The 14,119-nt window shown below is 46.8% G+C and carries 9 protein-coding genes and 2 pseudogenes; 8 read left to right on the forward strand and 3 right to left on the reverse strand.

The window, feature by feature from the left end; translation table 11 throughout:
- Positions 1 to 210: 210 nt before the first annotated feature.
- From NR121_RS23105 to NR121_RS23125, 5 genes and pseudogenes are all read left to right on the forward strand, one after another.
- Entirely contained in the window at positions 211 to 576 is a 366-nt protein-coding gene (locus tag NR121_RS23105) for a hypothetical protein (protein WP_256831995.1), read from the forward strand.
- A gap of 319 nt (positions 577 to 895) precedes the next feature.
- Positions 896 to 1,105, forward strand: a pseudogene (locus NR121_RS23110) (transposase domain-containing protein); the annotation flags it as partial.
- 125 nt (positions 1,106 to 1,230) lie between these two features.
- Positions 1,231 to 2,271: a zinc-dependent alcohol dehydrogenase family protein gene (locus tag NR121_RS23115; protein WP_074727768.1), complete on the forward strand. Its 1,041-nt coding sequence runs from the start codon at positions 1,231 to 1,233 to the stop codon at positions 2,269 to 2,271.
- A gap of 14 nt (positions 2,272 to 2,285) precedes the next feature.
- Positions 2,286 to 2,369: pseudogene (locus NR121_RS23120) on the forward strand (VOC family protein); the annotation flags it as partial.
- Positions 2,370 to 2,603: 234 nt separating this feature from the next.
- Positions 2,604 to 2,930, forward strand: a complete 327-nt coding sequence (locus NR121_RS23125) for an EAL domain-containing protein (protein ID WP_256380595.1) — start codon at positions 2,604 to 2,606, stop codon at positions 2,928 to 2,930.
- 593 nt (positions 2,931 to 3,523) lie between these two features.
- Here the strand turns inward: NR121_RS23125 and NR121_RS23130 are convergent.
- Positions 3,524 to 5,743 (reverse strand): methyl-accepting chemotaxis protein, encoded by a 2,220-nt coding sequence (locus NR121_RS23130; protein ID WP_256831996.1) that lies wholly within the window; start codon positions 5,741 to 5,743, stop codon positions 3,524 to 3,526.
- 312 nt (positions 5,744 to 6,055) lie between these two features.
- On the reverse strand, positions 6,056 to 6,403 hold the full coding sequence (locus NR121_RS23135) for a hypothetical protein (protein WP_054819727.1): 348 nt from the start codon (positions 6,401 to 6,403) through the stop codon (positions 6,056 to 6,058).
- A gap of 278 nt (positions 6,404 to 6,681) precedes the next feature.
- Here NR121_RS23135 and NR121_RS23140 point away from each other — a divergent pair, with 278 nt between their 5' ends.
- A complete protein-coding gene (locus NR121_RS23140) occupies positions 6,682 to 6,948 on the forward strand; it encodes a VOC family protein (protein WP_074727780.1) in 267 nt (88 codons plus the stop codon).
- A 258-nt stretch (positions 6,949 to 7,206) separates the two neighbouring features.
- Here NR121_RS23140 and NR121_RS23145 read toward each other — a convergent pair whose 3' ends face one another.
- Positions 7,207 to 7,899, reverse strand: coding sequence for a cupin domain-containing protein (locus NR121_RS23145; RefSeq protein WP_062407018.1), 693 nt, complete (start codon positions 7,897 to 7,899; stop codon positions 7,207 to 7,209).
- 591 nt (positions 7,900 to 8,490) lie between these two features.
- Here NR121_RS23145 and NR121_RS23150 point away from each other — a divergent pair.
- Together NR121_RS23150 and NR121_RS23155 are read left to right on the forward strand one after the other, a co-directional pair.
- Complete coding sequence (locus NR121_RS23150; protein WP_062407020.1) at positions 8,491 to 8,883, forward strand: hypothetical protein; 393 nt, start codon at positions 8,491 to 8,493, stop codon at positions 8,881 to 8,883.
- A gap of 121 nt (positions 8,884 to 9,004) precedes the next feature.
- Positions 9,005 to 14,050, forward strand: coding sequence for an NEAT domain-containing protein (locus NR121_RS23155; protein WP_256831997.1), 5,046 nt, complete (start codon positions 9,005 to 9,007; stop codon positions 14,048 to 14,050).
- Positions 14,051 to 14,119: the final 69 nt, after the last annotated feature.

The raw sequence follows: 14,119 nt of genomic DNA on the forward strand, positions 1-14,119 counted from the left end.
GGTTTAGAGACTTGCGTTGGGTGTAGATGGAACTAATCTTGTTCAGCAAGCCCTAAAGTAGATTATGACAGTTCCACTAAAAATATAGATATAGAATATCAAAATACCGATCCATTAAAATCAGAAGTAACTTCCTTAATAAAAGATGAAAACTTTCACCTTTTACTAAATTCCGAAAAAAAGATTTACGATAGTAAAGAACCTATTAATATGTGGGGAACATTAAGATATATAGGGGAAGACGAAATAACGATCACCCATGGCGACCCCTTGCTTATTTATTCAATAAAAGATAGCAATGGTAATTATGAGGAGATGGGTATAAGAACCGTTTTGCTGGAAGAAACATTTAGTCCCAATAATGAATATACTTCAAAACCTCCATTATATCTTTCTGAATCATTTAATTTCCAAAAGAGTAAAATGTCAAGTCCTGAACAATTTCTTCAACAAACAAGAAAGGCATGGAAGTTAAATCCAGGTGAATACACCATAGGAGTTCGTGCATTATTTACTCAAACTTCAACTAATCAAAATAAAGAGTTATATACTGAAATCGTTATACAAGTTAAATAAATGGTTTTAGTAATGTAAATTGTAAAGACTAATTTGGTTGGCTCGTCCACAGCATGCCGAGGCTAAGGGGTAAATTCGCCGGATGCGGCGCAGTACGGCAAGGTGTTGACGCATAGCGTCGTTGCCGCTAGTCCGGTATATAAGCAAGTGTAATGGATGTGGACAGTCAGCCGCTGTATCGGCAAGAGTAGCAGTTTGCCCGCATGGGGCCGCCTTCTGTACGACTATCGGCCGACGCGCGGCGGTGAGCATTCCCGGAACTGTCTGAGGGGATTCAGCGGCTACCTGCACGTAGACGCTACTCCGGCGACCACATGGGAATGGGTTGTTTGCGAACACGCCGCGTGGGGCGAAGAGCAGCGCGATCATCTACAGCGTGATCGTAACGGCAAAAGAGAACCAGTTTAACCCGTTCAAGTACTTGATGTACCTGTTCGAGCAACTTCCCGAACAGAAAAATCCAGAAGCGTTGGACAGAAATAACAATTATCGTCGCGTTGCTGTTGAATGGCATAGTGTGTCCGGATAAAAGCTGATGATGAATACTTTTTCTTAATTAGGAAAAACTTTTTAGCGGCGATGAATGAAGCTTAAACGGTAAGTTATCTTGATCAGACTTCTCACCAACACTAGAAATTATCAGGGGGCATACGTATGAAAGCACTTGTTTACCTTGGACCGCAAAAGAAGGAGTGGACAGATAAAGAAAAGCCAAAGATTGAAAAAGCGACCGACGCGATCGTAAAAATCACGAAAACAACGATTTGCGGTACGGATTTGCATATTTTAAGCGGGGATGTACCTGCCGTGACCGCTGGTCGTATACTTGGTCATGAAGGTGTGGGCATTGTGGAGGAAGTCGGTTCAGCAGTGAACCGTTTCAAACCGGGAGACAATGTGTTGCTATCGTGTGTAACTGCTTGTGGTCGCTGTGATTATTGCAAAAAGCAGATGTATGCTCATTGTGAAGACGGAGGATGGATACTAGGTCATTTGATCGATGGCACTCAGGCCGAATATGTTCGCATTCCTTATGCAGATACGAGCATGTATCATATTCCTGATGGGAGCGATGAAGAAGCATTGGTCATGTTAAGTGATATTTTGCCAACTGCTTTTGAAATCGGTGTGATCAACGGGAAAGTGGAGCCAGGCAATGTCGTGGCCATCGTCGGGGCAGGTCCGGTCGGAATGTCCTCACTTCTGACAGCTCAGCTTTATTCACCTGCAGAGATCATCATGATCGACCTTGATGAACACCGATTGGAGTTAGCCAAAAAATTCGGGGCATCTAAAACGGTAAACAGTTCTGAAGGTAACGTAATTGAAAACGTACTGGCCTTGACGAATGGGAAAGGGGTCGATGTTGCCATTGAGGCTGTCGGATACCCGGTAACTTTTGATATATGTCAACGTATTCTCAAGCCAGGTGGACGACTTGCCAACGTTGGAGTCCATGGAAAGCCTGTCGAATTACATTTGGAGGATTTGTGGATTCGAAATGTAACGATTACAACCGGATTGGTGAGCACGTCTACGACGCCGATGTTATTGAAAACTGTTCAGTCTGATAAGATTAATCCGGCAGAGCTGATTACACACCGTTTTCCACTGCAAGATATTATAAAAGCATATGAAGTATTTGGCAATGCAGCCAAAGAAAAAGCGTTGAAAGTCATTTTGTACAATGAGTGAAGCTTTTAGGCCCAGGAGGATATTCCGGCCACTTCCTAGATCCGGATGGGCATTTATGGGAAGTGGTGTGGAATCCAGAGTGGGACATCACGGATTGAGTCGATGACAGATTCACAGTCGATTATCGCGGAATGTAGTACTATTAAGCTAACTTTGACCCGAGCCCGCTTTACTTTATCCAGCCATTTGGAGCGTAGCGCCTCCGATGGCGGTTTAACCGGGCCGATTTCGGTAACGCGTACGGGTGTGATTCCGCAAGATTGTTTAGTATTTGAAATCACGGAAAGTATCAGTATCCACCAATCGATTCTATACTTTGCACCCTCAATGACCTGAAGAAGATCGGAGTTCGTGTGGCGATTGACGATTTTGGAAAAGGGTATTCCGCTCTCAATTATTTGAAACACTTTCCCATCGATATTTTGAAAATTGACAAATGTTTTATAAAGGATATCAACGTGGATGAGAGAGACGCCGTGATCACGCAGGCCATGATCAATATGGCGCACGGTATGGGATTGAAAGTGATCGCTGAAGGCGTGGAAACGGTAAGACAGTTGGAATGTCTGAAACATTTGAGATGCGATATGATGCAGGGTCATTTGATAAGTAGACCTTTGCCGGCAAAAATAGCTTCAAGATTTTTAGAACATCCGTAATCATTCTTTACATAATTAGGAGTGACCCATATGTGGATTAAAAAGAAGCTTCATTTTCCCCAGCTTACCGATTTTGAACATCATTTTTTGGAAAAAGCAAAGCCGCCTTCGAATCCATGAATCATAACATTCAGGAATTGCAAGCGAACGCGCAGGATCTCCGCTCCCTCGTCATAGTCATTGAGGAAATCGGTACGGCTACTCAAAAAGTATCGCAATCAGCCGAAAAGCTTAACAATCAAGCGCTGCATAAATTCTGATCGGTATCTTCCTCCCGCCGAACTTAATTTGTCCAAGATATGAAGTGTATAAGCCAGACGTAAGTGCCAGCTGTTTTTGGCTCATTTCTTTTCTGAGCCCCGCGGCACACTCGAACATAGAAACAAAAACTCAAAAAGCTTTGATCCACAAAGTTTTCCTCTGTTCTTTCCCTTACATACAAAACTCCAATTCTCCTTTCCACCGGCAGCTATTTCGGAGGGGTTCGATCTCCCTTGGCTACATAAACGAAGAAAACCGATCCAAAAAGGTCGGTTTTCTTCGTTTTTGAATTAGACGCTGCTTTCCTGGTTATAGGTATTCTTCGATTCGGGTCAGCGGACCCGGGATTCACTCAGCTTGAATTGGCCTACGAGCTGCTGCAGCAGGACGGTAATCGCCTCCACGCTTTGCGAGGTTTGGCGGACGCTCATGATTTCGCTCATCAGCTCCTGCACCTTCGACTCGACTTCGGTTGAAATGCTGCGGTTCTCGATGCTGACGGCCGCAATCTTCTCCATCAGCGTTACGACTTCGTCGACCACCTGGGATTTCCGCTCATCCTCCGCCGTAGCGGCGGTCAGCATTCCGGAAGCGGCGGCAACCAGCTCATTGCCTTCCTTGACCACCTGTGTGCCTTCGTCCATCGATTGATACGCCCGCTGCGCATCCTGATAAATGTGCTGGATGATTTCATGCACTTCCCCGGTCGATTTTTTCGTCATTTCCGCCAGCGTGCGGATCTCCGACGCCACTACGGCGAAGCCCCGGCCGTGTTCGCCCACGCGCGCCGCCTCGATAGAGGCATTAAGCGCCAGCAGATGCGTTTGTGCGGATATTTCTTCAATGGCAATCAGCACGCTGCGGATTTGCTCGGCCGTATGCATGAACGTCCGGATCGATTCGTTGGTTTCCTGTACTTTGGAGGAGATGTGGTGCATCTTGTCCCCGATCCGCTCGACTTCACTCTGGGCCGTCGCAATTTGCCTCGCGGCTTCCATCTCCATCTGACGAAGTTGCAGCCGCATTTCCCCTGCAACGTCCTTGGCGATATCGATGTCTTTGAGCTGGCTTCGTATGCTGCGGATCATTTCCTGTACATTGAGGCTTACCCGCTCGGTCGAGTCGGCTGTGATGCCTGCGGATTTGTTTAATACGTGCTGGCTGGTCAACACGTCATTCGCTGCAGATTTGACCCGGAGCATAATGCTTTCCAGCGAATCGATCATATTGTTGATCCATTTGGCCAGCTCACGGGTCTCATCGTTTTCGAACTCATTCGGTTTTAGACGCTGTGTCAAATCCCCTTTACCTTCCGCATTGATGCGGATGAACCGGTTGATGGCGCGCAGACGATCGACAACGTTACTTGTCTCTTTCCTGTGAAGCATCCGGGCGGCCGTTAAAGCGAACAGCAGCTGGAAAAAGGCCGCCATCGTGCCGGTTATCCAGAGAGGAGCCCGGGCGGCGATGAAATAGATCAGAAACCCGGCTATGAATGCGAAACAAACGGCCAACAACGCGTGGAGCTTGAAATGCCGCCAGCTTATGCTGCGGATCCGGTACACCTCTTCCAAATCGCCCTCGCACATCATTCCCCACAAATCCGGGCAGTGCGGGAGCCGGAACGTCACTCCCTTGCCAATGACGGGAATGTGACGATAATCGGAATATCCCGGAAATTCCACAAAAAGGTTGCTGCCGTTGCGTATGGTATTGGCGACGCCCGGGTGCAGCTGTCCGGTAGCCGGATCGGTGAATACCAGCTCCAGCTCAGTATGCTCCTTCACGCTGACAACGCCCCATTCGGTCGTCACACCGTCCTTCAAGTTTTCGCCGTGGGTAAACGTGCGGTCCTCGAACCGGCTTCTGGACAGCGCCGTACCCGGCGCGATGTGCTTATTCAGCTCGGGCTTCGCCATAAATATGTAATTGTCCCCCGAATCCGGGTAAACGTGACCGGATTCCCGCTGGATCAAGTCTCCGATCACATCGTTCGGCACTCTGCCGCAAACCGCCCCGCGCCAGCGTCCGTCCTCCACGACGGGCTGTATGAATAAAAGCGTCATTTTGTCGTGGAAGGAGGACGATCTCGGGCCGATCTGGAGCGTCAGCTTGTCTGCATACGGCCCGAACAGGCACTTCCTGCCTTCTTCGGCCGAAGCGGAATAGCTTATACCGGGACAGAACGCTTCCTGCTCCGCATAGGTTTTCCCGATATGCTGCGGAAAAGTCGAGTACACGACGCTGCGCTTGTCGTCCAACAAGAACAGTTCTGTGAAATCGGTTCCCCGATTGTAGCAGTCGGCAAACAAACGATCCCAAACCGCGGATGGCTGTCCGCTAAACAGCGAAGCGCCGTCAGCAGCAGACCTCATCAGATCGAGGAGACGATCCAGATGCCGCCAATAATCCTCCGTCCAAGACATGAGGACATTCATTCTTGTCTCGGCGATTCCTTCAAAAATTTCTTCCACGTCCATTTTCAAGTCGTGATTCAAACGATAAGAGCGCCAAAGCGGAACCCCCTTTTTAAAACCTAACCAATCAAACATGTACCCACCCCTCACAAATGATATTTTCTATCTTTATATGTTATATATAATACCATAAAAGATTAGATTTTGGGAAAAATTATAAAAATCAAATTTATGTTATGTAATATTACTTAAGATACGTATGTTTCGGTATGGTTACGATGACACACTAGTTTCGAACCTATTCTTTCGGAAGGCAGATTCCTTATAAAAGAGCGAAACGATAAGGTCATTCTCTTACCGTTTCGCTTTTATTTTCTTTTTAAAAAGTCTGCGGGCTTGATTTCAAGCTTTGTGCAAAGCTTGAAATATCCCCAATCATGGAACAATTTACAATGTTTTCCGTGTCGAGAATCGAATCAGCGCACTTAAATCCTGTGCCTGCTTGAACACGAGCAAATACGGATGCTGACCTGAAGCATTGTGGTATGTGTAAATACCCGTGCGTAAATATTCTAAATGAAGTACATATGCATCGTTGATTACATTCCACATCAGGTCACGGATGAACTCAGCATCTAGGCCGGCTTCGAGCAGAACGTCTTTGCAGAGTTGAACATAGGAGGCTACATCAAAGTTGAATTGTCTGCGAAGATTTTCTGCAATTGATTCGGCCAGTCGTTGTTGGATGTATATCTTGCTGAGTTCAATGTTGTAGACAAGACTGCTCTGAGCCATTGGCATCACCTCCTCTCTGGTGCATCAAAAAGGGCACCATACCAGGCATAACCCAAAAGTTACGCCTTGCGTGGTGTCCTCCAATTACACGTAAGCAACTCTATAGTGAGGGTTCAGTCTATGCTTGGCTTGGGGTGCCTGGATCACTAGGAAGAAATGATTCATCTGCATCCGGATAAGGAACTTGGAATTCTCGTTGTTCTCCAAGTCAGCAATCCCAGCAGCAACATAGCAGTAATCAAGCGGAATTAGTCATTGGTGAGAATCGTGTTCTCATCGTGCTTTTTCCAGAGCCTGTATTTAAAAATTTTACAGGGAATGAAATTGCAGATCCAAAGCAATCTTCCGAAGTATTGTTTTCCATTGATGCGGAGAGCAGGGGAGAAGTTGATGAAATCGCAAAGAGGGCGGTAGAGGCAGGCGGTATGATCTTTAGTGAACCCGCAGAGCATCAAGGCTGGATGTACGGCTGCGGTTTTGCTGATTTGGATGGACATCGGTGGAATGCGTTATATATGGATATGAGTAAGTTACGTGAAGAGTAAAATGCCATTTTTGTCCGCCGCGTAGATGAGCCTCCGGTCATGATTTTTGGCGATGCAGTCTATTTTTCTACATTTGTCTTATTTTTCTGTCAATAGTTCATCTAATCCACACTCCGCTTGCGGTAAATTACCAGTCACGCAAAAAAAAGCCGCCCTGTTCGGCAGCTTGCGTCGTTTCCCTGCTTGACAACAACAAATGAAATCGACATTTCCCGGGGATGCGGCAGATCCCGTTTTTTTTCGTTAATGCGCAATCATTCAGAGACCGTTATGATAGTATCCCCATCCATTGCCGATAACGGGCTGCTGCTGCCAGTATGCATCATGTTGAAGCTGCGGGTAGCCATATGCCCGGTTGTAGTATGTCTGATTCGTATTGGCCGGATTGGCCGCAGCTTGGCTTTGGACCTGATCTGACATGCAATCGCTGGGTGGTCCGATAACAACGGTTTTTGTAATAGGCGCCAATGCATCCTTCACTTTTGCCTCATTGAGGCAATACGTATGAGCAAATACATTCGCCGGCGTTAATCGCAAGAGATCGGAAGCACCTATGAACTCCGGAATTGGCGCATCGAAAATGGCCAATAAATGAGTGTTGTCGGCCGAGGCTATTTCATAATGCCACCATCCCTGGGGCACACTGGCGACCTGGCCCGGCTGGATGGGAAAATGGAGAAGCTCTTTGGTAAAAGGGTTAATCAAGGAGACAACAGCGGCGCCTGAAATACAATAGACCAATTCTGAGGCATTTTGATGGATATGGGGCTCGATGACGTTTCCCGTACTAAGATAAATGTCCAGCAGGGATACATTTCCTAATGTGTTAAGCTGGTGGATGGAAAGACCGTTAATATAATTCCGATTATCCTTTTTAAAAAAAAGATTGTTGTTTAAATCAAACGAAAATTGAACGGATGGCGAAGTATAGTCCATATATGAAACCGACACTTTTTTTTCTTCCCTTCATTTTAAAATAGGCACTTGACTGATGGGATATCTTATGTTGCACCCCGAATAAACGTGCGCTTGATGAAGCCGCCGATTTGGGGAGGATTGTAGTCCAACTATAAAATGGATTCATCTATTAAAAAATTTAATAGTTGGAAATAGGGATTGACATAATTTAGAATTCGAGTATAAAATTTTGGTATCGATGAACGATGTACACGTTATCGATAATCTGCAAAATGAGGTACACGGCCTGAAGATTTATGTACCTCTGCCACAGGTTTTTTTTTACAACATGATTGATAATGATTATCGTTGTCATTATCTATATACTTCCTTTGTACTGTGGCATCAATTTCAAGCAAGCGGGAAAGGAGGAATGAAGTCCGGTCTCATTTCTAAAGCTTAGTCTGATTGGCTCATTGCTTTCATCGGACGCCTGTCAGTAATTTTTTTGCATTATTACTGATAATGATTATCATTTTTACTTATTTTTTTCTGCGGCAGGCATTCCTGCTTCAAGAAATGCTTTAGGCCTAAGCAGTCGTCAAGTTGAAAGTACAAAACCAAACTAAGGGAGTGTATTCCAAGATGAAATTATCGGTGAAAAAAACGTTCTCCATGCTGATGCTGGTGTTCATGCTCACCATTGTGTTGGCATTACCTGCTTTTGCTGCGGCTACGAACTATCAATTTTTGGATGCAAACGGGAATTACTCTCCACATGCGACTGCTTTCACTTATGATGCGGTGATTTCCGGATCGACAGTGACTGTTCATTACGATAGTGCTTACGTCTACGGCTTGAAGGTCTATAATGCCGCCACAGGTCTCTATGATACAATTCCCGGTACGGTATCAGGCAGCTATATTTATTTCACATTTGATGTGAATGACTTTGATACGAATCTGCCTGTTAAACTTGGTGTGAATGCTGGGCCTCATAGCGGAGACCTGGATTTGTTCATCGAATGGCTATTATAATCCGCAGTTAGCCGGCTAAAGGCAACTGCTAATCATGTAAGGAGTGAAGAATGGCTTGCCGTTACCGGAGCCATTCTTCGCTTGTTATGCAAACACCGAATGTTTAAGGAGAGTAATTCAATTGGCTAATCAATTTAGGAAAACTGTGGCGATGATTCTTACCTTCGTATTGTTTCTGTCTGCCATACATATAGGGCCGGCATCGGCGGAAGAAAGTCCGGCTACCGTGCCCGACGGGGTATACCCGATCGAATTCCGGTATGTTCAGGATAAAAACCCTACGCAAACCTCGGTATCCAATTCATACATGGTTCCGGGCACAGGGAAATTAATTGTGCAGAACGGAAAGGCGAAATTCGAGAATGAGATTTCGAAGGAAAACTATGCTTTATTTGAATATTTCGGTTCGCGTATGGCTGGCAGGGATAAGGCTGTCATTCAAGAAACCGTAGGTCAGGAACCGGTTATTATTGGCATTGAGGGCTATCAACCGGTTGCGACCCGGTTGACCGATGACGGCAATCATGTGATTGTCCAGATCGAAATAGCGGAAATCGGGAAGATACAAGATATTTTAATGCATATTCACGATAAGGATAATATCTATCAATTACCGCAGCCTTATAACTATTGGTATAATGTCGGTTTGGAATTGGATATAAGCGGTCTTCCCGGAACCGGCGGAGACGGTGGAGACGGTGGAGACGGCGGAAGTGGCGGTGACAGTACACCAGTTACTTTAGAAATGTTTAATAATCTGGTTACAGTGGCACGTTCCGTTTATGAAAGCACTTACGAAGGAACGGGCGATGGTTTCTATCCTGTCGGATCCAAAACGGCATTATATAACAGCATCACAACAGCGGAAAGCATCGCAGCGAGTGCCGGGGGCAACCAGGTGCTGTTGAAGGCAGCCTACGATATTTTAAACGAAGCATTAAATCATTATCAATCTTTGCGTATTGTCGTTAACAAGACAAGTTTAATTGAATTAATAGAACAAATAAGGTTATTTACGGAAACAGCCAAGGAAGGCGGAACAGCTGAGGGCGGTCCGGGCGGTTCAACTACCTTTGCCATATCTGATAAAGAATATGCCTATCCCACAGTCAGCAGCTTTGTAAACAGACTTGCAGAGGCATCGAATGTTGTAGCTGACCCCAATGCTTCTCCGGAAGATGTGGCCAATCAATATAATTTGTTGTATAACGGTGATTCGCTCCGAGTCGGATTTAAAGATATCGAGAAAAGACAGTTTCTGGCTTCGACAGTGAGAATTATGGTTCTGGATACGGATACCGTAACCACTACTTACTCCGTTTATGCCAATGAGTTCAAGCCAACGGCGACCATACTCCATCAAGCGGAAGCGCCTTATTACCAAGCCTACGCTAACATTACTTTTGTCAATCCTGCAGGCGAATTGGATGTCAAACGAACCAATCCCAATTCGGCAGGATACTATACTCCAACCTCGTTCAGCCTCAGTGGAGTTCCGGTGCGGAACAGCTCGGACGAGCACAATAAAACGTACCAGGTGAGCATCAGATATCAAACTGCTGATGATTCCAAATGGAGGGGATTGTCGGGGCTGCGGTACACGGTCAACGGTGTTACCAAAACCGTTTTTATCAGCTACAATGCGGAGCAGCTTGACGCATTAAACGCCTCCATTGATGCCGCCAAGCAGATCTATCATACGGCTGTGGAAGGTACGGCGCCAGGACAATATAGTGCAGGCTCCAAAGCAAAGCTGCTGCAAGCCATTGAGCTTGCCGAAGTTACCGGAAGTAACCTTGCCGCTCCAAGACCGCAAATCGCTGCGGCTGCGACCGCTTTGCAAACGGCAGTGGAAGCATTCCAGGCAACGGCTGCGCGTACGGTCTATTTCTCGGCCGTTCATGCAACGAAGGACGCTTTCTCTTCCATGGATAACTACTTCGTGAAGCCGGCGGTCGTGACTACAGAAGAGGATGGCGCTGTCTATGCATCTGTAACCATTAAGGACAGCTCACGCATACCGGAATTCAAAGTTAAGCAAAACGGCGAATTTGTGGAAGCCGCTTTGGTGAGCGAGGATACAGCAGCGAATACAAGGGTCGTTAAATTCAAGATTGATCATTTGCAGGAGCTTCTTGATGCGAAGGTGCGTGTGGTCGTGCCGGCGCAAGGTTATGAGAGTACCCATGACATTCGTTTGAACTTTAACAATGTAGACAATACTGCGCTGTCCCAGGCTATTGCCAATGCGACTGCAGTACATCGGGCGGCGGTGGCAGGTACACAGCCGGGCCAATACCCGGAAGCGGCCAAGGCTGCTCTTCAGAGCGCAATCGATGCTGCCGGTGCCGAAGCAGCACGAGTAACGGGCACGCCGGAACAGACAGCCGCAGCGCTGCTGGCGCTGCAGCAAGCATTAAATACGTTCAAGGCGTCTGTGATTTCCAGTCCCGGCCAATATCCTATTGGTTTCACGATCTACAAAGTGAATACCAATGAACCATCGGTTATGTACGACTATGTAGATAAAACAAGCGGCAAATTAACGCTAAGAGACGGCAAAAAATATGTGTCGTTCACCCTAAATCAAAGTAAAGAAATTGTAAGCTTCAAAACAAAGTTAAACGCGGACTCGCCGTTAATCGAAACCACTACAATAAATACCGATGCAGCAGCTAACCAAAGAACGGTTGAATTCGAAGTGGAGGATTTAACGAAAAAAGTTGACGGATGGGTAAAAATTTATTGGGATTTAGGGCCTCCGATCGGCATTTACGATCATGAGTACGAGGTTCAGATCGGATTCAGCGATTTGCCGGCCATTCCCGATCCGGTAAACAAAACCGCATTAAACACATTGATTGCCGACGCCCAAGCGAAACATGCGGCGGCAGTGGAAGGAACGCAAGTTGGGCAGTATCCTGCAGGTTCGAAAGCCAAGCTGCTGACGGCGATTACTGCAGCACAAGCGGTAGCTGCCGACTCGGCGGCCACACAGCAGCAGGTGAACGAAGCGCATAACGCGCTGCAAGCAGCGGTAACGGCGTTCGTTAACTCTGTTAATACCGGCGGACCGGTGACAGTAGACAAAACCGTATTAAATGCCGCCATCGCCGACGCTCAAGCCAAGTATGATGCCGCAGTCGAGGGAACGGCGTTAGGTCAATATTTGGCCGGCGCCAAAAATAAATTTAAAAAATCGCTCGATGCGGTAAAAGCTGTGGCTGCGAATACCCAAGCAACGCAAGCGCAAGTGGATGAAGCGGTAAAAACATTGCAGGCAGCCGTAAAATTGTTCAGCTCTGCGCAGTATAAAGATGCCGTTACCCAACTGCCCGATGGAGAGTATTCATTGCAGTTCAATATTTTCACAGCAGGGACGGAGCAGCTATCGGCCGTTCAGGACTACGTTGATGCGAGCAGCGGCAAATTGCTCGTTGAAGGCGGTAAAAAGTACGTATCGTTCACATTGAATCGGGCTAAGGAAGTGAGCTCCTTCCAGACGAAGCTGAACTCAACTTCAGCCTTGACCGAAGCGGAAGTGGTCAGCAAAGACGATACGGCGGATACCAAAAACATCAAATTCGAAGTACAGGATTTGTCGATCAATAAGCAATATGGTCTTGTCAAGATTCTGACTTCCGATACACAAGAAGTAAATTACGATGTACAAATCGGATACGGCAAGATCCAATTGGACTTGACTAAACCGGTGAAAGACGGCCAGTACCATGTCAGCCTCGCCCCAAGATCGGATGATCCGGCAGCGCCTCCGGTCATAGATTACATCGTGGAAAGCAGACTTAACGTACAAAACGGCAAAAAACTAGCAACAGTGAAATTGAAGAGCGGAGTAACGCTTTATGAAATTTTGCTGCTTAATGCCGACGGTACGACCAATAAAGTCATCACGCCAACGTATTCGGCTAAAGCTTCGGGGCTTGTTCGGGTGCTTGCCGATGAACCTGCAGGTCAAAGCGTTCAATTTGAAGCAGCGGATGATTTGACGGCCACCTATGCATTCGGTGTAGTGAAAGACGGCCAGGATGCAACCATCAAAGTCGGGTTTGGTGCCATTGAGCCGGTAACAAGCGTTAGTGTGATCACACCTACGCCGGACGAGCCCATCGCACCGGTTGACTCTGGAAGCAATGATAGCGGAATCATCTACCCAGTAGGAGGCTCTTCAGGAGGCGCTGCGGTGATCAGCACGCTTCAGGACGGGAAATACTCCGTAAATTATGCAATCCATAATGTGGGCACGGATCAAAAATCAATTCTTCAGAATTATGTCGTGACACCGGCATTATTGACGGTTTCCGGAAACAAAAAGGTTGTCTCGGTCAGGTTGAAACAAAGCAAAGAAATCGGCTCTTTAAAAACAGAGCTTAACGGCGCATGGACCGATGTAAAGGTGATTGCTGAAGATCAGAAGAATAATACGCGCGATGTTCAATTCGAGATTAAAGATTTGTCATCCAAATTAAAAATTTCGGCAAAAATCAATTCGGATGAGATCCAGGCCGAAATTTCATTTGATGCGAAAAACGTTCAAAAGGTGAGTGACGACGCACAGCTGACCGGCGGCCAAACGACTGCGGAAGGCCAAACTCCGGAGTCGAAACCAACGGTTCAAGTACTGAAAGATATCGAGAATCACTGGGCCCAAGCACTCATTGAACGCGCAGCAGGGCTTGGCATTGTCAATGGATATGAGGATGGAACGTTCCGTCCTGATGGCGAAATCAGCCGTGCCGAGTTTACAGTTCTCATTTCCCGCGCACTTCAACTGGACAAGGGTGGAGAACTGAATTTTGCCGATCTGGACAAGGTTCCGGATTGGGCGAAATCCCATCTGGAGAAAGCGGTAGCCGCAGGCCTTATCACAAGCTACGAGGATCATACGTTCAGACCTGAGCGCAGCATCAGCCGTTCGGAAATCGCGGTCATCATTGCCCGTGCATTGGATCTTCCGCTTGACGAAGAAGCTACTGCAGCATTCGCCGATGCGGAGCAAATTCCGGATTGGGCTTATGCTCATGTAGCCGCAGCCTCCAAGAAAGGGATTATTAATGGACGGGACAACCATATTTTCGCTCCTCATGCCAATGCAACAAGGGCTGAGGCCGTGAAATTAATTTTGTCGCTCCTTGATGAAGTGAAGTAACCTGGATGTTTGAAGTCGGTTTTTATCCGATTATGAAGTTGACGGGAGGATACCGGGCAACCGGCGTCC

The sequence above is a fragment of the Paenibacillus sp. Pae15 genome, assembly GCF_024519685.1.
GTDB classification, from domain to species: Bacteria; Bacillota; Bacilli; order Paenibacillales; family NBRC-103111; genus Paenibacillus_G; species Paenibacillus_G naphthalenovorans.